This is a genomic window from Micromonospora sp. NPDC048894, assembly GCF_040649765.1.
GTDB classification, from domain to species: domain Bacteria; phylum Actinomycetota; class Actinomycetes; order Mycobacteriales; family Micromonosporaceae; genus Micromonospora; species Micromonospora antibiotica.
Genome location: NZ_JBEZFY010000006.1, coordinates 399,739 through 419,014, shown reverse-complemented (window position 1 = coordinate 419,014; position 19,276 = coordinate 399,739). Strand labels below are relative to the sequence as shown.

At 73.3% G+C, this 19,276-nt stretch carries 21 protein-coding genes, 1 pseudogene and 1 riboswitch; of the genes and pseudogenes, 10 read left to right on the top strand and 12 right to left on the bottom strand.

From position 1 onward, the window contains the following. Nucleotides 1-31 precede the first annotated feature (31 nt). Together AB0C22_RS16455 and AB0C22_RS16450 are read left to right on the top strand one after the other, a co-directional pair. Nucleotides 32-808 carry an isoprenyl transferase gene (locus tag AB0C22_RS16455; protein WP_208570145.1) on the top strand — a complete coding sequence of 259 codons (777 nt, stop codon included), beginning with the start codon at nt 32-34 and terminating at the stop codon, nt 806-808. A 71-nt stretch (nt 809-879) separates the two neighbouring features. Continuing rightward, nucleotides 880-1,068, top strand: coding sequence for a hypothetical protein (locus AB0C22_RS16450; RefSeq protein ID WP_219464271.1), 189 nt, complete (start codon nt 880-882; stop codon nt 1,066-1,068). Nucleotides 1,069-1,241: 173 nt separating this feature from the next. Here AB0C22_RS16450 and gndA read toward each other — a convergent pair whose 3' ends face one another. Continuing rightward, complete coding sequence (gndA, locus tag AB0C22_RS16445; RefSeq protein WP_208570099.1) at nt 1,242-2,687, bottom strand: NADP-dependent phosphogluconate dehydrogenase; 1,446 nt, start codon at nt 2,685-2,687, stop codon at nt 1,242-1,244. 495 nt (nt 2,688-3,182) lie between these two features. Here gndA and AB0C22_RS16440 point away from each other — a divergent pair, with 495 nt between their 5' ends. Further along, complete coding sequence (locus AB0C22_RS16440) at nt 3,183-3,434, top strand: hypothetical protein (RefSeq protein WP_219464268.1); 252 nt, start codon at nt 3,183-3,185, stop codon at nt 3,432-3,434. Between the two features lie 169 nt (nt 3,435-3,603). Here the strand turns inward: AB0C22_RS16440 and AB0C22_RS16435 are convergent, their stop codons facing one another. Genes AB0C22_RS16435 through AB0C22_RS16425 form a run of 3 tightly spaced genes read right to left on the bottom strand, consistent with a single transcriptional unit; the run spans nt 3,604 to nt 6,458 of the window. Next, entirely contained in the window at nt 3,604-4,404 is an 801-nt protein-coding gene (locus tag AB0C22_RS16435; RefSeq protein ID WP_219464266.1) for an energy-coupling factor transporter transmembrane component T, read from the bottom strand. Continuing rightward, nucleotides 4,401-5,828 (bottom strand): ABC transporter ATP-binding protein, encoded by a 1,428-nt coding sequence (locus AB0C22_RS16430; protein WP_357535665.1) that lies wholly within the window; start codon nt 5,826-5,828, stop codon nt 4,401-4,403. Before AB0C22_RS16430 ends, AB0C22_RS16435 begins: the two co-directional genes overlap by 4 nt. 33 nt (nt 5,829-5,861) lie before the next feature. Then, on the bottom strand, nt 5,862-6,458 hold the full coding sequence (locus AB0C22_RS16425; protein WP_208570095.1) for an ECF transporter S component: 597 nt from the start codon (nt 6,456-6,458) through the stop codon (nt 5,862-5,864). A 75-nt stretch (nt 6,459-6,533) separates the two neighbouring features. After that, nucleotides 6,534-6,639, bottom strand: a riboswitch (TPP riboswitch). A gap of 111 nt (nt 6,640-6,750) precedes the next feature. Between AB0C22_RS16425 and AB0C22_RS16420 the strand changes: the two genes are divergently transcribed. Both AB0C22_RS16420 and AB0C22_RS16415 read left to right on the top strand, forming a co-directional pair. After that, a complete protein-coding gene (locus tag AB0C22_RS16420) occupies nt 6,751-7,581 on the top strand; it encodes an alpha/beta fold hydrolase (RefSeq protein ID WP_357535663.1) in 831 nt (276 codons plus the stop codon). Between the two features lie 133 nt (nt 7,582-7,714). Then, complete coding sequence (locus tag AB0C22_RS16415) at nt 7,715-8,218, top strand: DUF6328 family protein (RefSeq protein ID WP_219464261.1); 504 nt, start codon at nt 7,715-7,717, stop codon at nt 8,216-8,218. A 93-nt stretch (nt 8,219-8,311) separates the two neighbouring features. Here AB0C22_RS16415 and AB0C22_RS16410 read toward each other — a convergent pair whose 3' ends face one another. After that, entirely contained in the window at nt 8,312-8,479 is a 168-nt protein-coding gene (locus AB0C22_RS16410; protein WP_204926308.1) for a hypothetical protein, read from the bottom strand. Nucleotides 8,480-8,720: 241 nt separating this feature from the next. Between AB0C22_RS16410 and AB0C22_RS16405 the strand changes: the two genes are divergently transcribed. Then, nucleotides 8,721-10,019: a cellulose binding domain-containing protein gene (locus AB0C22_RS16405; protein WP_357535660.1), complete on the top strand. Its 1,299-nt coding sequence runs from the start codon at nt 8,721-8,723 to the stop codon at nt 10,017-10,019. A gap of 90 nt (nt 10,020-10,109) precedes the next feature. Here the strand turns inward: AB0C22_RS16405 and AB0C22_RS16400 are convergent, their stop codons facing one another. From AB0C22_RS16400 to AB0C22_RS16370, 7 genes and pseudogenes are all read right to left on the bottom strand, one after another. After that, nucleotides 10,110-11,567 (bottom strand): cellulose binding domain-containing protein, encoded by a 1,458-nt coding sequence (locus AB0C22_RS16400; protein WP_357535658.1) that lies wholly within the window; start codon nt 11,565-11,567, stop codon nt 10,110-10,112. A 115-nt stretch (nt 11,568-11,682) separates the two neighbouring features. Then, the gene (locus AB0C22_RS16395; RefSeq protein WP_208570090.1) at nt 11,683-12,288 is read right to left on the bottom strand and encodes a hypothetical protein; all 606 of its coding nucleotides are present in this window, start codon (nt 12,286-12,288) and stop codon (nt 11,683-11,685) included. A gap of 67 nt (nt 12,289-12,355) precedes the next feature. Then, nucleotides 12,356-12,658, bottom strand: a pseudogene (locus AB0C22_RS16390) (metalloregulator ArsR/SmtB family transcription factor); the annotation flags it as partial. A gap of 43 nt (nt 12,659-12,701) precedes the next feature. Further along, complete coding sequence (locus tag AB0C22_RS16385; protein WP_219464259.1) at nt 12,702-13,568, bottom strand: metal ABC transporter permease; 867 nt, start codon at nt 13,566-13,568, stop codon at nt 12,702-12,704. A 3-nt stretch (nt 13,569-13,571) separates the two neighbouring features. Continuing rightward, nucleotides 13,572-14,333, bottom strand: a complete 762-nt coding sequence (locus AB0C22_RS16380) for a metal ABC transporter ATP-binding protein (protein ID WP_219464258.1) — start codon at nt 14,331-14,333, stop codon at nt 13,572-13,574. Beyond that, nucleotides 14,330-15,274, bottom strand: a complete 945-nt coding sequence (locus AB0C22_RS16375) for a metal ABC transporter substrate-binding protein (protein WP_219464257.1) — start codon at nt 15,272-15,274, stop codon at nt 14,330-14,332. Before AB0C22_RS16375 ends, AB0C22_RS16380 begins: the two co-directional genes overlap by 4 nt. A gap of 54 nt (nt 15,275-15,328) precedes the next feature. Beyond that, complete coding sequence (locus AB0C22_RS16370) at nt 15,329-15,586, bottom strand: DUF6703 family protein (protein ID WP_219464256.1); 258 nt, start codon at nt 15,584-15,586, stop codon at nt 15,329-15,331. Between the two features lie 27 nt (nt 15,587-15,613). Here AB0C22_RS16370 and AB0C22_RS16365 point away from each other — a divergent pair, with 27 nt between their 5' ends. The 4 genes from AB0C22_RS16365 to AB0C22_RS16350 all read left to right on the top strand — a co-directional run bounded on the left by AB0C22_RS16365 (nt 15,614) and on the right by AB0C22_RS16350 (nt 19,231). Next, the gene (locus tag AB0C22_RS16365) at nt 15,614-15,955 is read left to right on the top strand and encodes an antibiotic biosynthesis monooxygenase (RefSeq protein WP_208570085.1); all 342 of its coding nucleotides are present in this window, start codon (nt 15,614-15,616) and stop codon (nt 15,953-15,955) included. A gap of 232 nt (nt 15,956-16,187) precedes the next feature. Then, on the top strand, nt 16,188-16,661 hold the full coding sequence (locus AB0C22_RS16360) for a hypothetical protein (protein ID WP_208570144.1): 474 nt from the start codon (nt 16,188-16,190) through the stop codon (nt 16,659-16,661). Nucleotides 16,662-16,776: 115 nt separating this feature from the next. Further along, nucleotides 16,777-18,156 carry a glycine--tRNA ligase gene (locus AB0C22_RS16355; RefSeq protein ID WP_357535655.1) on the top strand — a complete coding sequence of 460 codons (1,380 nt, stop codon included), beginning with the start codon at nt 16,777-16,779 and terminating at the stop codon, nt 18,154-18,156. 232 nt (nt 18,157-18,388) lie between these two features. Next, nucleotides 18,389-19,231 (top strand): hypothetical protein, encoded by an 843-nt coding sequence (locus tag AB0C22_RS16350; RefSeq protein WP_357535653.1) that lies wholly within the window; start codon nt 18,389-18,391, stop codon nt 19,229-19,231. Nucleotides 19,232-19,276 lie beyond the last annotated feature (45 nt).

The following is a 19,276-nucleotide window of genomic DNA, read 5'->3' as shown; positions in this document are numbered from 1 at the left end:
CCGATCGTTGAGGGCCGACCGGCGGACGCCGGTGCCGCCGACCCCGCACCCGTCGGGCGCCCGGCCACCGGCGCTGCCCGCCGAGGCGCTGCCGAAGCACGTCGCCGTGGTGATGGACGGCAACGGCCGCTGGGCCAAGGAGCGTGGACTGCCCCGCACCAAGGGCCACGAGCAGGGCGAATACAGCCTCTTCGACACCGTCGAGGGGGCGATCGAGCTGGGTGTGCCCTACCTGTCGGCGTACGCCTTCTCCACCGAGAACTGGCGGCGCTCGCCGGACGAGGTCCGCTTCCTGATGGGCTTCAACCGGGACGTCATCCGTCGCCGCCGCGACCAGCTGGTCGACCTGGGGGTGCGGGTGGTCTGGTCGGGGCGGGCGGGCCGGCTGTGGAAGAGCGTCATCTCCGAGTTGCAGACCGCCGAGGAGATGTCCCGGGGCAACTCGACGCTGACCCTCCAGTTCTGCGTCAACTACGGCGGCCAGGCTGAGATCGCCGACGCCGCCGCCGCGATCGCCCGGGAGGTGGCCGCCGGCCGGCTCGACCCGGACAAGGTCACCGAGAAGACCGTGGCCAAGTACCTCTACCACCCGGAGGTCCCCGAGGTCGATCTCTTCCTGCGCCCCTCCGGCGAGGAACGGATCTCCAACTTCATGCTCTGGCAGTCGGCGTACGCGGAGCTGGTGTTCCTGGACACCCTCTGGCCGGACTTCGACCGCCGCCACCTGTGGTACGCCTGCGAGCTGTACGCCCAGCGGGACCGCCGGTTCGGCGGCGCGCTGCCCAACCCGGTGGCCCCGCCGCGCTGACCGGCCCACGATTGGTGATCTCACCTGCGGGGTACCACCACCCCGACAGCCAATCGCGGAGGTGGGCACACATGATTCAGAAGCGGATCGCGCAGTGGGCAATCATGGCGGTCGCCGTGCCGCTGGCCGCAGCCGGTGCCCGCCAGCTGAGCCACACCCTGGAGTCCCGACGGGGGCCCAGCGGAGTGAGCCGGATGCTCTCCAAGGGCGCCGACGTGCTGCGCCCCCGTAAGGCCGCCCGGCGTCGCCGGTTCTGGTGACCACCCGGCACCGGCTTCCCCGGTGACCAGCGGGTCACCACCGACCTCACGGCGAACGCCCCGCCACCCGGTTGTTCACCGGGATGGCGGGGCGTTCGCGTGGCACTGGTGCGGGTCCGGTGGTCGCGGTGCCCCACCAGGGACACCGCGGCACGCCGGGAAGGTGTGGTGGGTCAGCCGGCCACTTCGGAGCGGTCGGCGGTCGCCCACAGGGTGTGGAACGCGCCCTCCCGGTCGACCCGGTGGTAGGTGTGCGCCCCGAAGTTGTCCCGCAGGCCCTGGATCAGGGCCGCCGGCAGCCGCTCCGCGCGCAGCGCGTCGAAGTAGGCAAGCGACGAGGAGAAGGCCGGGGTGGGCACGCCGGCCCGGGCCGAGTCCGCCACCACCCGACGCCAGCTCGGCACGCCGTCGCTCACCGCGTCGGCGAAGTACGGCGCGACCAGCAGCGTCGGCAGCTCCGGCTGCGAGTCGTACGCCTCGCGGATGCGGTCCAGGAAGCGGGCCCGGATGATGCAGCCGCCCCGCCAGATGGTGGCGGTGCCACCCAGGTCGATGTCCCAGTGGTACTCGCGGCTGCCGGCCCGGATCTGGTCGAAGCCCTGCGCGTACGCGACGATCTTGCTGGCCAGCAGCGCCCGGCGGACGTCCTCGACGAACGCGTCCCGGTCCTCGACCTGCCACTTCTCGCCCGCGTCGCCGAAGGTACGGCGGGCGGCCTCCCGCTGACCGGCGTGCCCGGACAGCGACCGGGCGAACGTCGCCTCGGCGATGCCGGTGATCGGGATGCCCAGGTCGAGGGCGATCTGCACCGTCCAACGGCCGGTGCCCTTCTGCTCGGCCTGGTCGAGCACCACGTCGACGAACGCCTTGCCGGTGGCGGCGTCGGTGTGCGCCAGCACGTCGGCGGTGATCTCGATGAGGAACGACTCCAGCTCGCCGGTGTTCCACTCCCGGAAGATCTCCGCGATCTCCGCCGGGGTCGCCCCCAGCCCGGCCCGCAGCAGGTCGTACGCCTCGGCGATGAGCTGCATGTCGGCGTACTCGATGCCGTTGTGGACCATCTTGACGAAGTGGCCGGCGCCGTCGGGGCCGACGTGCTGGCAGCAGGGGACGCCGTCCACCTGCGCGGCGATCTTCTCGAACATCGGCCCGAGCTTCTGGTAGGACTCCGCCGAGCCGCCCGGCATGATGCTCGGCCCGAGCAACGCGCCCTCCTCGCCACCGGAGACACCGGTGCCGACGAAGTGCAGCCCGTGCTCGCGCAGCGTCTCCTCCCGGCGGCGGGTGTCGGCGAAGTGGGCGTTGCCGGCGTCGACGACGATGTCGCCCTCCTCCAGCAGCGGCACCAGCTCGTCGATGACCGCGTCGGTGGGGGCGCCCGCCTTGACCATGACGATCACCGCGCGGGGCCGCTCCAGCGAGCCGACGAAGTCCGCCAGGGACTCCGACGGCACGAAGGTGCCCTCGTCACCGTGCTCGGCGACCAGGCTGCGGGTGCGCTCCGGGGAGCGGTTGTGCACCGCCACGGTGAACCCGTTCCGGGCCAGGTTGCGGGCCAGGTTGCGACCCATCACCGCCAGCCCGGTCACGCCGATCTGCGCCGTCGCCTGTTGCGTCATCCGTACCCGCCCTCTCACGTCACCTGTGTGCTGCGACCGTATCGCGCGCCCGCGACGGCCGGCAGCCGCCGTCCACCCAGTGTCACAGGGTGGTCGCGTGCGTGCGGCAGCGACCGTCCCGCCGCCGGGCCGGGCCGGTCGTCGGGACTTCCGCCGTCGGGCGGCGGGGTCGTCGGGCCGGGATGGTCGTCGGGCGGCGGGGTCGTCGGGACTTCCGCCGTCGGGCCGGGATGCTCGTCGGGCCGGGATGCTCGTCGGGAAAAGCGGGTGCGCCGGGCGTGGGGGTCGGCTACCGTGACGACATGCGCATCTGACGCCCTTTCTGAGAGCCGACCCGCCGCCGTGGCCGCGGGTCCGCGTGCTCGGGCGTCCGCGTCTCCCGTCCCCTGCTGACCGGGGATGACTCGTGGCCGGTCGTCCGGAGCCGATCCCGTCCGTCGACCGCCCGCCGCTGAGGCGACGGTGTGGTCCTCCGCACGTCCCAGGAGGCAGCGAATGCCCGCCAAGCGCAGTCCCAAGAAGTCCCGACCTGTCGTACCGTCGCCGGTGGAGGTGGATCCGGCGGCGCTCGCGGCACTCACCGTGACGCCCGCGCACCCGGTCCCGGTCGCCGTGACGCCGCCCCACCCGGACGCTCTCGTCCGGTCGAACCCACCCCGGCCGCCGTCGCGGTCGGGCCGGTCGGTCCGGGCCGGCTCCACCGCCGCCCAGGGCCAGGGCCGCCGGTACGCCTTCCGGCGCAGCTGAGCCGCCCGGGCGCAGACGTCCCACACCAGATAGCTGAAACAGCGGTATCCGGACCTCCGGATACCGCTGTTTCAGCACAGTGGTGCCGGCGTGTGCCGGTGCGCCCCGGTGTGCCTGGTGGCCGGCGTGCCCGACGGGGTGGTGGGGCGACGGCCCGGTGGGGCGCGGGTCAGCCGATCAGGGGCCGGAAGGTGCCGAGGGCGACGCTGACCGCGAGCGCGCCGCCGGCCAGGGTGGCGGCACCGGCGACCAGCAGCCAGTCGGCGGGACGGAACACCTGCCGGCGGGCCACCGTGCGCGGGGTGCCGGCGTCGAACCCCCGGGCGTCCATCGCCACCGCCAGTCGGGTGCCGCGCCGGATCGCGCCCACCAGCAGGGCGAACGCCGTGGCGACGAAGAGCCGCAGCCGGGCCAGCGGGTTGCGGCCGGCGTCCACGCCCCGGGCGCGGCGGGCCATGGTGAGCATCTGCCACTCCTGGCCGAGCAGCGGCACCAGCCGGAACGCGGCCAGCGCGCCGATGGCGAACCGGGCCGGGGCCTTCGCGTTCTGCACCAGCGCGTCGGCCAGGTCGGTCGGGTCGGTGGTGGCGAAGACGATCACTCCGGGCAGGGCGACCGCGAGCATCCGCAGCACCAGCCCGAGCGCGGTGACCAGCACCCCGGAGGTGACCAGCAGCGGCCCCGCCGTCCACAGCACCGGGCCGGACCGGTCGGCGGCGAACAGCAGCAGGGTGACCAGGATGCCGACGGCACCGGCCAGCAACGGCCACGCCCGTCGGGCCAGCACCCGGTAGCGGATGCCGAACAGCGGCAGCAGCGCCAGCTCGACGGCGATGGCGACCGCCGGTGCGACCGGGTCGAGGCTGGCCACCAGCACGAACGAGAAGATCAGCCCGGCTGCCAGTTTCGCCACCGGGTTACGCCGGGCCAGCGGCGCACCCGGCACCGCGACGGGCTCCAGGCCGATCACGGCTGCTCCCGGGCGGGGTGCAGGGTGACCGTCCGGTCGGCGAGCGCGGCGACGAAGTCCCGGTCGTGGGTGACGGTGACCACGCCGTGCCCGGCGTCACGCAGGTCGGCGAAGAGGTCGACCAGCTCACCCCAGGTGCGGCGGTCCTGGCCGAAGGTGGGTTCGTCGCAGATCAGCAGCCGGGGCGCGGTGGCCAGGGCGGTCGCCACGCTGAGCCGCCGGGCCTCCCCACCGGAGAGGGTGTACGGGTTGGCCCCGGCGAGCCGGGTCAGCCGCAACCGGTCCAGCAACCCGTCCACGGTGGCCCGGACGGCGACCTCCGGGCGGCCGGTCCGACGCGGCCCGAGGGCCAGTTCGTCGCGGACGGTGCGGGTGACGAACTGGTGCTCCGGGTCCTGGAAGACCGAACCGATCCGACCGGCCAGCGCGGGGGCCCGCCACCGGTGCGGGGGCGTACGGGCGTCCCTGTCGGCCAGGGCGGCGGTGCCGGTCAGTCGACCGACGCCGGGGCGGAGCAGCCCACCGAGCAGCAGCGCCAGGGTGGACTTGCCGGCCCCGTTGGGACCGAGGACGGCGAGCGCCTCGCCGGCGCGTACCGTCAGGTCGGTGGGGGCCAGCCGGGGTGGCAGGCCGAGCCGGTCGACGGTGAGCAACCCCGCACCGGGCGGCCCGGTGGCCGGCCGGGACCCGGTGGGGTGGCCGGGCACCCAGACACCCTCGGCGGCGAGCGCGGCACCGTGCGCGGCGAAGACCGTCGCCGGTGGCCCGTCGGCCCGGACCCCGCCACCGGGGGTCAGCACCACGACCCGGTCGACCAGGGGCAGGGCGTCGGCGACCCGGTGTTCGACCAGGACCAGGGTGGTGTCCGGGTCCAGCGCGCCGGCCACCGCGCCGCGCACCAGCTCCGCCCCGGCCGGGTCGAGGTTGGCCGTCGGCTCGTCGAGCAGCAGCAGCCCCGGCCGCAGCGCCAGCACCCCGGCCAGGGCGAGCCGCTGCTGCTCGCCGCCGGACAGCGCCGCGGTGGGCCGGTCCCGGGGGTAGGGGAAACCGACCCGGCGCAGCGCCTCGTCCACCCGGGGCCAGATCTCGTCGCCGGCCACCCCCCGGTTCTCCAGGCCGAACGCGACGTCGTCACCGCAGCGGGCCATCACCAGCTGGGACTGCGGGTCCTGGAAGACGGTGCCGACCCGTTCGCGGGCCTTGGCCGGGTCGAGGCCGTCGATCTCGACGGTGCCCTCCTGCTCGCCGGAGTCCGCCGGCAGCAGCCCGGCCAGCGCGGCCAGCAGGGTGCTCTTGCCGGCCCCGGACGGCCCCAGCAGCAGCACCCGCTCCCCGTGGTCGATGCGCAGGTCCACCCCGCGTACCGCCCAGGCCCGCCGACCGGCGTGCCGCCAGCCGAAGCCGACCAGCCTCACACTCGCCACGTCGCCGGCACCTCCATGATCGTCAGGAGAGGATCAGACCAGGGTGCGGTCACGGCCGGCGGGGAACCGGTCCAGCACTCCGGTCTCGGCCAGCGCGCGGGTCAGGTACCAACCGCCGACCCCGGCGACGACGGCTGCGCTGAGCACGGTCAACGCCGCGTACGGCAGGCGGTAGCTGGTCAGGGCGTACTCGGCGTTCCAGACGAAGAAGTCGAACAGGGCGGCGCTCAGCCCGGTCAACGCCCCGGCCAGCACCGCCACCGGCAGCCGGAACGACCGGTAGCGGAACGCGGCGAAGGCCAGCTCCGCGCCGAGGCCCTGGATCAGCCCCTGCACGATGGTGATCCCGCCCCACTCCGCGCCGAGCAGTGCGGAGACGGTGGCGGCGACGGCCTCGCAGAACAGGGCCGCCCCCGGCTTACGGATCACCAGGCCGCCGAGGACCGCCGGGACCAGCCACACGCCGTACATCACCGCCTGGCTGGCGGGTGCGGCGGCGAATGCCGGGTCGGCGGCCTTCCAGACCAGGCCCCAGGCCCAGAAGATGACGCCGAAGGCCACGGCGATCACGGCGGCGACCACGATGTCGATCGTGCGCCACCGGTTGCTGTTGGTGGTGGTGTGCGGCATGTCGGTGCTCCCAGTCCAGCGATCGAACCAGGAGAAGACGCACGCCGCGCCCGGCGGCTGCCGGACGGCGGCGCGGCTGGAGGTCGACCGAACTCCCTGCGCTGGCATTACCCAGATCAGGTTCGAGGGTCTGCGGGCGGTGCCCGCACTCTCAGCGCTGTGCGCTCCCCTGTCGGATGTGAAGTTGTCTCGGCAGACGCTAGCACCGACCTGCGGCAACGGCCCAGCAGGTCATGGTTCCCGGCATTCGACGTCCCGGGCGCACACCGGGGCGCTGGGTAGGCTGCCGGTCATGCGGGTGGCGGCGCGGGGACTGACGTTCGACGTACGGGCCGGTGGGCCCGAGGGCGGCGAGGTCGTGCTGCTGCTGCACGGCTTCCCCCAGCACGGCGGGGAGTGGGACGCGGTGGTGCCCGCCCTGCACGCCGCCGGGCTGCGCACGTACGCCCCCGACCAGCGGGGTTACTCGCCCGGGGCCCGTCCCACGGAGGTGGCCGGCTACCGGCTGCCGGAACTGGTCGCCGACGCGGTGGCGGTGCTGGACGCGCTGGGCGTCGACACCGCGCACGTGGTGGGGCACGACTGGGGGGCGATCGTCGCCTGGGCGCTGGCCGCGTGGCACCCGGAGCGGGTGCGTACCCTCACCGCGGTCTCGGTGCCCCATCCGGCGGCCTTCGGGTACGCGCTGTCCACCGACCGTCGGCAGCGGGCGCGTTCGGCGTACATGACGTTGTTCCGCCGGGCGGGCCTGGCGGAGCGGGTGCTGCTGGCCGGGCGGGCGGTGGTCCTGCGTCGGCTGCTGGCCGGCGTCGGTGACTCCGCCCGGGTGGCCCGCTACGCCCAGCCGATGCGCGGGCCGGGCGCGCTGACCGGGGCGCTGAACTGGTACCGGGCGATGTCGGGGCGGGACCTGAAGGCGGTCGGTCCGGTGCCGGTGCCGACCAGCTACGTGTGGAGCGACCGGGACGTGGCAGTAGGGCGTACCGCCGCGCAGGCCTGTGCCCGGCACGTCACGGGGGACTACCGGTTCATGGTGCTGGCCGGGGTGACGCACTGGATTCCCGACGAGGCGCCGGGGCCCCTGGCCGAGGCGATCCTGGCCCGGGTGTGCCCGGCGGCCTGAGCCGCCCTGCCGAGGGTGGACCGGGCCGATCGGGGATCGTGAATCGGTTTCGGGCGATTGCGGATCGGGCACTGGCGTTGCTGCCGACGGGAGGTGCTCCCGTCGGTCGTACCGTCTCATCCGGAGGTAGCGCGTGTCGAAGGAATCCGAGAAGCAGCGCTGGCAGCGCAACTTCGCCGATCTGCTCCAGGAGTTGCGGGTCGCCCAGACCGGCGTGCAGATCCTCTTCGCCTTCCTGCTGACCCTGCCGTTCAGCAACGGTTTCACCCGGACGAGCGAGTTCCAGCGGGACGTCTACATTCTCGCGCTGCTGTCGGCCGCCGCGGCCACCGCGATGATCATCTCGCCGGTCGCCTTCCACCGGGCGCTGTTCCGCCAGGGTCGTAAGCCGGAGCTGGTCCGGTTCGCCCACCGGATGGCCACCGGCGGCCTGGCCTTCATGCTGGTCGCCATGGTGAGTGCGGTCCTGCTGATCGCCGACTTCGTGCTCGACACCGGCATCGCCGTGGTGCTCACCGTGGTCACCGGCCTGTGGTTCCTGACGTTCTGGGTCATCCTGCCGTTCGTCCGGCGCAGCTGGGGTGAGGACGACATCGACGACGACGATGACGACCCGGTGGTGACCAACGGTGACTGATCCCGCCCTCGGGCGGTGAGGGACGCAGTGGGCCGGGCCCACCCGGGCCGACGGCGGTCGGGGTGGGCCCCGCTTCGCGTGTCGGCCGGATCGTCAGCGGGCGATGGCCCAGGCCAGCACGGCGGCCAGGATGAGCCCGTTGAGCAGCGCCAGCACCAGGTACGCCTGCGGCGGGATCTTGCGTCCGCGCCGGACGAAGCTGACCAGTACGGCGGCGTACGCCAGCAGCAGCACGGCGATGACGATCAGGAAGTAGAGCACCGCACCACCCTAGACGAGGGGGTTGCGGTGCCTGGCGACCGAGCGCGACCGCCTGCGGCCCGGTGCGGCGTCATCTGGCGTGCCGGTTCGACCGGGCGGAGGTGGGAGAGCAGATTAATATCGAGTAACATCGATTTTCGCCTCCTCTCGTCCCGGGGTCCGGCCATCGTCGCGGGGCTCGGGCGGCCGTCCAGATGGGGGCGGGCGACGCCGGCCCGGCACCGGCGACTAGGAGCAGATCATGAGAGCAGCGCGACGACGTGTCGCCGGACTGGGCGCGATCACGCTGGCGGTCCTCGCGGGCGGGGTGGCGGTCGCGGCCGGGAACGCCACCGCGGCGGCGACCGGCTGCCGGGTCGACTACAAGGTCACCAGCGAGTGGCAGGGTGGCTTCGGCGCGGACGTGACCATCACCAACCTCGGTGACCCGGTCTCCGGCTGGACGCTCACCTGGGCCTTCGCCAGCGGGCAACAGGTCACCCAGGCGTGGAACGCCACCGTCACCCAGAGTGGGACGGCGGTCAGCGCGAAGGACGTCGGCTACAACGCCGCCATCGGCACCGGTGCCGGCGTCAGCTTCGGCTTCAACGGTGCGTGGACCACCGCGAACCCGGTCCCCACCGGGTTCGCGCTCAACGGGGTGTCGTGCACCGGCGCGACGCCGACCGCGACGCCCTGCCCACCGCCGTCCACCCCGCCGACCGCGACGCCCACGCCCACCCTCACGCCCACGCCGCCCCCCACCCGGACGCCCACCCCCACCCCGACGCCCACCCCCACCCCGACGCCCACCCCCACCCCGACGCCCTCGACGCAGCCGCGGGTCACCGTGTGGCTGGCCGGGGACTCCACGGTCGCCAACCCGTCGTCCAGCGGGGCCTGCCCGGTGGGCTGGGGCAACCAGTTCGGCCAGTACCTCAACGGCAACGCCACCGTGGTCAACAGCGCGGTCGGCGGACGCAGCATCCAGACCTGGCTGTACGACCCCAACGTCACCACCACGATGAACTCGGCCGGCGAGTGCGTGATCAACCCGCAGACCTACTCGACCCGCTGGCAGGCCATGCTCAACGCCAACGGCGGGATGAAGGCCGGCGACTACCTGTTCATCCAGTTCGGCATCAACGACGGCAGCGCCACCTGCAACCGGCACGTCGGCTCGGCCCGCTACAAGGAACTGCTCGGCGTGATGGCCCGCGCGGCCCAGCAGCGCGGCGCGTACCCGGTCTTCCTCACCCCGGCCGCCGCGATCACCTGCTCGGGCAGCACCGCCGTGGGCAACCGGGGCTTCCTCACCGAGACGTTCGACGCGGGGCGGGCCAACAACGTCCCCGTCATCGACCTGCACAAGCTGAGCTACACGCTCTACAACACGCTCAAGCTGTGCCCGAACAACGGGGACTACAACTCGGGCGCGGTGGGGGCGTTCTTCTGCGCCGACCACACCCACTTCGAGACGGCCGGGGCCCGGCAGATCGCCGGTGTGGTGGCCACCGCCCTGCGTAACCAGCAGTTGGGCCTCGCGGCCTACCTGCGCTGACTGTGAGCCTGGTGGAGTCGGTTCAGCAGTGGTGAGCTGAATAGCTGGCGTGCGGTCGGGCGGCCCCGGACCGGGGCCGCCCGACCACGGTCAGGACAGCGCGCAGGCGGTGCCGTTGAGGGCGAACCCGGTGGGTCGGCTGTTCGCGCCGGTGGCGTCGGCGAGGAAACCGAAGCTCGTCGTCGCGCCGGCCGCGATCGCACCGTTCCAGTCGGCGTTGGTCGCACGGACGGTGCCGCCGCTCTGCGTGTAGCTCGCGTTCCACGCCTGGCTGATCCGCTGGCCGTCGGCGAAGCTCCACTGCAGCGTCCAGCCGTCGACCGGGGCCGTGCCGGTGTTGCGGATCGTCACCTCGCCCTGGAATCCGCCCTGCCATTGCCCGGTGACCGAGTACCCGACGGCGCACCCGGTCGCGCCGGCCGGCGGCGTGGTCACCGGCGGCGTGGTGGGCGGTGCGGTGGTGGGCGGGGGCGTGGTGGGCGGTGCGGTGGTGGGGGTCGGCGTCGGGGTGGTGGTCAGCTTCGCCGCGACGATCGGGGCGAGCCGGGCCGTGATCGCCCGGTGCCCGGCGTCGTTGGGGTGCACCGAGTCGCTCAGCCCGTCGGCCGGCAGCCAGCCGGTGGTGTCCACGTAGAACACGTTGCGGTCGCCGCCCCCGGTGACCGTGCTGACGGCGGCGGCGGTCTCCGCGGCGTACCGGCCGCTGAAGGTGCGCAGCGCGAAGATCGCCGCGCGCGGGTACTTCCCCCGCACGGTACGGATGAACGTGGCGTACTGGTTCTGGAAGTCCGCGCCGCTCACCCCGTGGCTGCGGTCGTTGGTGCCCAGGTTGATCACCACGGCGTCCGCCCGGTAGCGGCTGAAGTCCCAGGCGGGGCTGGTGGCCGAGTATCCGGTGCGGAGGAACTGGCTGGCGACGCTGACGCAGCCGTCGGCGGTGGCGACCAGGCAGCCCCCGCCGTAGCCGAGTTGGGTGTGCTCGGTGCCGAGCTGCTCCCCGGTCAGCCACCCGTACGCGGTCAGCGCCGTGCGCGACGAGGTGGTGCCGAGGGTGATGGAGTCGCCGACGAACTCGATCAGCTGGGGCCGCACCGCCGCCGGCAGGGTCCGCGCCCCCGAGTCGAGGGTCAACCCCTGGAACACCGCGTCCCCGGTGTACGAGCCGGCGACCACCCGGTACGACACCACCAGCGTGTGGTTGCCGGCGCGCAGCGGGGTCGGGGTGAGGTTGACCGTGCCGCTGACGTTGGTCAGGTAGCGGAAGTCGGCCCCGTCGATGCTGTAGTAGAGGTCGATGGTGCGGCGCTGCCGCAGCTTGACCGTGGTGCCGGTGAACCCGGTCCTGAGGTAGGCGCCCGCCCAGTTCGGCACGTACGCGCTGCTGTTGCTGCGGTCCCAGCGGCCGACGAAGGCGATGTTCGCGTCGGTGGGGGAGCCGTCACCGGTGGCGGCGCTGGCCGGGGGCAGGCCGATGAGTGTGGCGGCCAGCACCGCCACCACCCCGGCGGCTCCCGCCGCGAGGATCGACCGACTGCGGGACACGGGCATGGGGGACGCTCCCTCTCCGGGCCGTCCGTGCCGACGCACGACGACGGCTTGCAGACTTAAGACATTCACCATCATCTAAGCCTGCGGGCCGGGGGGACACAACAGGTGACGGTGCCTAGCGACCGCCGCGCAGACCGAGTCGGCGCAGCTCCAGGGCGGCGAGCGCGTCGACGGTGGCGTCGTCGCCCCGCCGCCACGCCTGCGCCACGTCCGGGTCGATCCGGGTCAGCCGGCGCAGCGGCTGACTGGTCAGCGCGCGCAGGGCCAGTAGGTCCCGGCCGGCCGGCCCGGCGGCGAGGGCCTTCGCCGACGCGGCCCGACGCATCCAGCGCAGCCGCAGCGGCAGCCAGCCGAACAGCACCAGCCCGAGCGGGAAGACCAGCACCGCGATGCTCAACGCCCACGCCAGCTGACCGACCAGGTCCTGCTGGTCGCGGCCGGCCTCGGCCACCGCCCGGGCGGCGTCGGCGGCCTTGGTGAACGGGCCGGTCAGCTCGTCGCCGACCAGCGGCACCCGGCCCACCTTGCCGCCGGCCTCGGCCAGGTTGTCGGCGAGGCCGCCGCCGGCCCCCTCCAGCTTCCGCCCCGGTACGGCGAGCTTCTCCACCAGGTCGTACAGCCACATCGCGAAGCGGATCGCCGCGTAGACCCAGACGACGACGAGGAGATCGGTGAGGAACTGGCGGAGGGCGACCGGAAAACGGTCAGCGTAGATCTTCACGGCCGACAGCGTGCCACGACGCGGGCCGCCCGGCACCCCCCGCGCGCCCGGTCGCCGGCTCACCGGGGGACGACGGCCCCTCCCCGGCATGGCTGACCGCGTCGGCCACGATGTGCGCGACATGCTCGTCGACCAGGGCGTACGCGATCTCCCGGCCGCGCCGGGAACCCCGCACCACCCCCGCGCCGCGGAGCACCCGCAGGTGCTGGGAGACCAGCGGCTGCGGGGCGCCGAGCTGCTCGACCAGCTCGTGCACACACCGCTCACCCTGGGCCAGCTCGCTGACGATGGCCAGCCGGATCGGGGCGGACAGCGCCCGCAGCAGCTCGCCCGCGCCCTCGAACGCGTCGTAGCCCTGGGTGCCGGTCACCCCGTAACGGTAACCAATACCAGTGACGGTTCGTCGGTCGGCGTCACCGCAGCACCACCTCGTGCGGTTCCGGGGCGGTGACGGCGGCCGGGGTGGCCCGGCGGCGCAGCACCCGCCAGCCGGCGGCGGCCAACGCCACCACCAGGAACGACGCGATTGCCAGCAGCACCACCGACGCGCCGGGGGCGGTGTCGGCGGTGGCCGCCACCCAGATCCCCGCCCCGGCGGCGAACAGGCCGAGCGCCATGGCCGCCGTCATGGTGCTGCGGAAGCCCCGGGTGACCTGCTGCGCGGTGGCCACCGGCACCACCATCAGCGCGCTGATCAGCAACACCCCGACGGCCCGCATGGCGATGGTGACGGTGACCGCGGTGGCGACCGCCAGCAGCAGGTTCAGTGCCCGCACGGGCAGCCCGGCCACCCGGGCGTACTCCTCGTCGTGGCAGACCGCGAACAGCGCCGGGCGCAGCGCCAGCATGAGCACCGCGATGCTCGCGCCGAGCACCGCGATGGTGGTCAGGTCGGCGGGGGAGGTGGTGGTGAGCGAGCCGAACAGGTAGGCGTTGAGGTTGGCGCTGCTGGCGTCGGAGAGGCCGACCAGCATCACGCCACCGGCGATGCCGCCGTAGAACAGCAGCGCCAGCGCCAGGTCACCGGAGGTGCGGCCCCGGGCCCGGACCAGCTCGATGGTGACCGCGCCGAGGATCGCCGCGACCACCGCCACCAGCACCGGCGACCGGTTGAGCAGCAGGCCCGCCCCGACGCCGGTGAGCGCGACGTGGCCGATGCCGTCACCGATCAGGGCCAGCCGCCGCTGCACCAGGTAGATCCCGAGGGCCGGGGCGGTCAGCCCGATCACCAGGGCGCCGACCAGCGCCCGCTGCATGAAGTCGTACTGGAAGAGGTCCATCGTTCAGCTGCTCCACAGCCCGGCGGGCTCCTCGGGACCGTGCGGGTGCACGTGGTCGTGGTCGGGCTCGGCGTGGTGCCCGGCCGGTTCCGGCACCGCGCCGTCATGGCAGACGCCGCCCTGGTGCACCACCACGGCCCGGCTGATCAGCGGACGCAGCGGCCCCAGCTCGTGGGCGACCAGCAGCACGGTGCCGCCGGTGCCGACGAAGTCGTGCAACGCCCCGGCGAACGCCTCCTGGCTGGCCGCGTCGACCCCGGCGGTCGGCTCGTCGAGCACCAGCAGCTCCGGCTCACCGGCCAGGGCGCGGGCGATCAGGGTGCGCTGCTGCTGGCCGCCGGAGAGGGTGGCCACCGGGTCCCGGGCCCGGTCGGCGAGGCCCACCGCGCGCAGCGCCGCGTCCACCGCGGCCCGGTCGGCCCGGCCCGGTGGGCGCAGCACACCCCGGCGGGCCAGCCGCCCGGAGGCCACCACCTCGCGGACGGTGGCCGGCACACCGCTGCCGGCCCCGAGCCGCTGCGGGACGTAGCCGATCCGGTGCCACTGCCGGAACCGGCGCTGCGGTACGCCGAACAGCTCGACCGAGCCGGTGCCGAGTGGGACCAGCCCGAGCACGGCCCGGATCAGGGTGGACTTGCCGGAGCCGTTGGCGCCGAGCACCGCCACCACCTCGCCGGCGGTGACGGTCAACGAGACGTCCCGCAGCACCGGGCGGCCGTCGTAGCCGACCGAGGCGTGCCCGACCTGGATCACGGGTGTGGTCACGAGCACCCCAGGGCGGTACGGAGCGTGGTCAGGTTGGTGCGCATCACCGAAAGGTAGTCCCCACCCCCGTCGACGGAGAGCCCTTCGATCGGGTCGAGCACCGCGGTCTTCGCGCCGACCTCGGCGGCGATGGTCTCGGCGACCTTCGGGCTGACCAGCGTCTCGAAGAAGATCGTGGTGGCGCGGTGCTCGCGGGCCTCGCGGGCGACCTCGGCCAGCCGCTGCGGGGCGGGCTCGGTGTCGGGGGTGAGCCCGGTGAGGCCGATCTGCTCCAGCTGGTAGCGCTCGGCGAGGTAGCCGAAGGCGGCGTGGCTGACCACGATCTCCCGGCGTTGGCAGGTCTTCAGGCCGGCGGCGTACTCGGTGTCGAGCTTCTCCAGCTCGCCGCGCAGCGTCCGGGCCCTGGTCGTGTAGTCGGCTGCCCGGTCCGGGTCGACGGCGCCGAGCCGCTCGGCCAGCTGGTCGGCGACGGTGGCCAGCCGGGTCGGGTCCAGCCAGAGGTGCGGGTCCTTGCCGCCGCTCTCCTCGGCGTGACCGTCCTCACCCTCGTGGTCGTGCCCGTCGGCTGTCGCGTCCCGCAGCGGTACGACGGTTGTCACGTCGAAGGCCCGGTCGGCGGCGTTCTGCGCGACGGCCTCGTCCACCGCCGGCTGGAAACCCTTGAGATAGAAGACCAGTTCGGCCTGGCTGACCTGGCCGACCTGCCGGGGGTTGAGTTCCAGGTCGTGCGGCTCCGCACCCGGCTTGGCGAGGTTGGTGACGGTGACCGCGTCCCCGCCGACCCGCTCGGCGACGAACTGGAGGGGATAGAAGGCGGCGACCACGTCCACCCGGTCCGGGTCGGCCCCGGCCCCGTCGGTCGAGCAGGCGGTGCCACCGGTCAGGACGAGCAGGGCGGTGGCGACGGCGGTCAGGGCGCGGGGCAGGGTGCGGGCGGTCATGTCGGCAACTGTCCGTGAAAACGAGAATGATTGTCAAAAACGCATGAGTGCATGTCAGAAGAGCTTGACCAGGGCCACCGTGGCCAGCAGCGTCAACATCACCAACCGCAACAGCCGGGTCTGTGGCGCCTGCACCGGCCAGGTGGTGGCCAGCAGATAGGCCAGCCCGGCGGCCAGCGCCAACAGCAGCAGCCCACCGACCGGGCCGGGCGCGAAGAGCGCCACCAGCACCAGCGCCAGGGTGGCGAGGAACACCGACGTCGGGTTCGCCCGGGCCAACCGGGCCAGCAGAGGGCGCTGCGTAGGCTGCATCCCACAGACTCTACGAGGAGGAACCCGGTGCTGGTCACCAACCGGTTCGTGGTCGCCGTCGAGGCGTCGGACGACTTCACCGCCCGGGCGCACGCCGCGCTGGCCGCGCTCGCCGCCCGCCCCGGCTACCTGCGCGGTGAACTCCTGCGCGCCCTCGACGACCCCCGGCACTGGTGCCTGCTCACCGAGTGGGAGTCGGTCGGGACGTACCGGCGGGCGCTGGGCGGGTTCGACGTCAAGATCACCGCCGTGCCGTTGCTCGCCGAGTCGGTCGACGAACCCTCGGCGTACGAGACGCTGGCCGGCGCCGCCCCCGACGGCGAGGTGGTGGTGGTCGACAGCGACCGGGCCGCGAGTCCGCACCGCTGAGCCCGGTCGGGCCGCGTGCCGCAGCGTCGAGCCTGATCGGGCCGCGCGTCCGCAGCGTTGAGCCCGGGGGCACTACCCTGCTCCTATGACCGCTCCCGGCCCGGCAGCCCCACCGCCGTACCCCGCGACACCCGGCCCGGACGGCACCCCGCCGTCGGCCGCCCCGGGTGACCCGGGCGTGCCCGCCCCGCCGGGTGCCCCGGGGGTGCCCACCGCCCCGGGTGACCCGGGGGTGCCCGCCCCACCCCAGGGTCCCGGGGTGGCCCCGCCGTTCGCCGCCCCACCCACCGAGGGCAGCCGCAAGCGGCTCTGGCTGGGCCTCGGCGTCGGGGCGCTCGCCCTGTTGATCTGCTGCGGAGGCGGCGGCGCGGCAGCCGTCGGGCTGGTGGTCAGCAACGTGCAGGCCATCGAGGAGCAGGGTCAGGCGGTCACCGACGACTACTACCGCGCCCTGGTCGACAAGCAGTACGGCAAGGCGTACGAGAAGCTCTGCGACGACGCGCGACGGCGGGAGTCCCGGGGCGAGTTCACCCGCCGGATCGCCGAGGAACCGGCCGTCGCCAGCTACCGGGTCGGTGACGTCGACCCGCAGACCCTGACCGTGCCGGTCGACGTCACCTTCAACGGTGGCGGGCGGGGCACCCAGCAGGTCACCCTCGCCGCCGACCAGCAGACCGGTGGCATGGAGGTGTGCGGGGTCAGCTGAGCCGGCAGCGGTATTCTGCTGGGCCCGGGGCGCTGCTGGTCGTACCGTTGTCCCGGACCGTCCGGTCCCACCCACCTCATGGCCACGCCGACCGCCAGCCGGCGTAGGAGGAAACATGCCAGCCGACCGTATCGACGCCGTCGTCAGCCTCGCCAAGCGCCGAGGCTTCGTCTTCCCCTCCAGTGAGATCTACGGAGGCACCCGCTCGGCGTGGGACTACGGTCCGCTCGGTGTGGAGCTGAAGGAGAACGTCCGCCGGCAGTGGTGGAAGGCGATGGTCCAGCAGCGCGACGACGTCGTCGGCCTCGACTCGGCGGTCATCCTCGCCCGCAAGGTCTGGGAGGCCAGCGGCCACCTCGCCGAGTTCGTCGACCCGCTCACCGAGTGCCAGTCGTGCCACAAGCGGTTCCGCGCCGACCACCTGGAGGAGGCGTACGCCGAGAAGCACGGCAAGCCGCTGACCTCGTTGCAGGAGCTGAACTGCCCCAACTGCGGCAACAAGGGCACCTTCACCGAGCCAAAGATGTTCAACGGCCTGATGAAGACCTACCTCGGGCCGGTGGAGAGCGACGAGGGCCTGCACTACCTGCGCCCGGAGACCGCCCAGGGCATCTTCGTCAACTACAACAACGTGGCGACCGCCGCCCGCAAGAAGCCGCCGTTCGGCATCGCGCAGACCGGCAAGTCGTTCCGCAACGAGATCACCCCGGGCAACTTCATCTTCCGCACCCGCGAGTTCGAGCAGATGGAGATGGAGTTCTTCGTCGAGCCCGGCTCCGACGAGCAGTGGCACGAGTACTGGTTGCAGGAGCGCTGGAACTGGTACCTCGACCTGGGCCTGTCCGAGGAGAACCTGCGCTTCTACGAGCACCCCAAGGAGAAGCTCTCCCACTACTCGAAGCGCACCGTCGACATCGAGTACCGGTTCCGCTTCGGCGGCACCGAGTTCGCCGAGCTGGAGGGGGTGGCCAACCGCACCGACTTCGACCTGGCCACGCACAGCAAGCACTCCGGCGTGGACCTGTCGTACTTCGACCAGACCCGCAACGAGCGCTGGGTGCCGTACGTCATCGAGCCGGCCGCTGGCCTCACCCGCGCGGTGCTGGCGTTCCTGCTGGAGGCGTACGACGAGGACGAGGCCCCGAACACCAAGGGCGGCGTCGACAAGCGCACCGTGATGCGCTTCGACCCCCGGCTGGCCCCGGTCAAGGTGGCGGTGCTGCCGCTGTCGCGCAACGAGGCGCTCTCGCCCAAGGCCAAGGGGCTCGCCGCCCAGCTCCGCAAGCGCTGGGTGGTCGAGTTCGACGACTCGCAGGCGATCGGCCGCCGCTACCGCCGGCAGGACGAGATCGGCACCCCGTTCTGCGTCACCGTCGACTTCGACACCCTCGATGACGAAGCGGTGACCGTGCGGAACCGGGACACCATGGCCCAGGAGCGGGTCGCCCTGGACCAGGTCGAGCGCTACCTGATCGAGCGGCTGCCCGGCTGCTGACCCCGACCGCCGTCGTGCCGGCCCCGCCCCGCTGTCCGGGGCGGGGCCGGCACGTTGCCGGGCCGAGGCCGGGTGGGTCGCGTTGCCGGGCCGAGGCCGGGTGGGTCGCGTTGCCGGGCGGGGCCGGGTCCCGGGCCGGGCATCGGTCGGTAGCTGTGTCCGTTCAGTCCTTGAATGGGTCGGTGGGCCGTGTCAGCATCAGCGGTGCTGAATCTCTACACGGGGGTGTGAAATGACGCGTGCGTCGCAGCCTGACCACGACCACGACCCGGATCGTCGTCGTCTGCTGCGCCGGGCCGCCACGGTCGTCGCCGGCACGGCCGGCGCGGGTGTCGCCGCCACGGTCGGCCTGCCCGGCACCGCGCAGGCCGCCCCGGGCGGCAACCTCACCATGGGTACGACCAACGACGCCGGCCCGGCCACCACCACGGTGAACGCCACCAGCGGCTACGGCACGCTGCTACTGAGGAACACCGGGGGTGCGCCGCTGCGGCTGGTGCCCGGCGAGAGCATCTATCCGCAGGTGCTGGACGCCGCGCTCGGCACGCTGGCCGTCGACGACCAGGGCGACCTGTTCGTCAAGGCCGGGGGGGACGACGCCGACCAGGCAACCGCCGGCTGGGCCTGGACCTCGGAGTGGGCGACCACCTCGGTGGCGGTCGCGCCGACCCGGGTGCTCGACACCCGGGATCCGAACCTGCGCCGGGCCATCGTCTCCGGCGCGGGCGACCTGGACGCCACCGGCCGGCTGGTCCCCGGCAAGCCGGTCGTGCTCAGTCTGGACGGCTACGTCCGGGACGGTTATGCCCTCAAGGGCAACGTGACCGTGACCGGGATGACAGGTGGCGGCGTGCTGACCGTGTGGGGCAGCGGCCCCAGGCCGGTCACGTCCACGGTGAACTGGTGGACCAGCGGCCAGGTCCTGTCGAACTTCCTCTTCACCGAGCTCGGTGCCGTTGGGGCGTACCGCAGCGTGTTGACGCTCCAGGCCACCAGTTCGCCGACCCACGTGATCCTCGACCTGACCAGCCTGCTGGTCGGTCACCCGAGCCAGGTGCTCGTCAACCGTGCCTAGGCGGCCGGAGGCGCGCACCGCGCCCCGAACGCCGCCATCCGACCA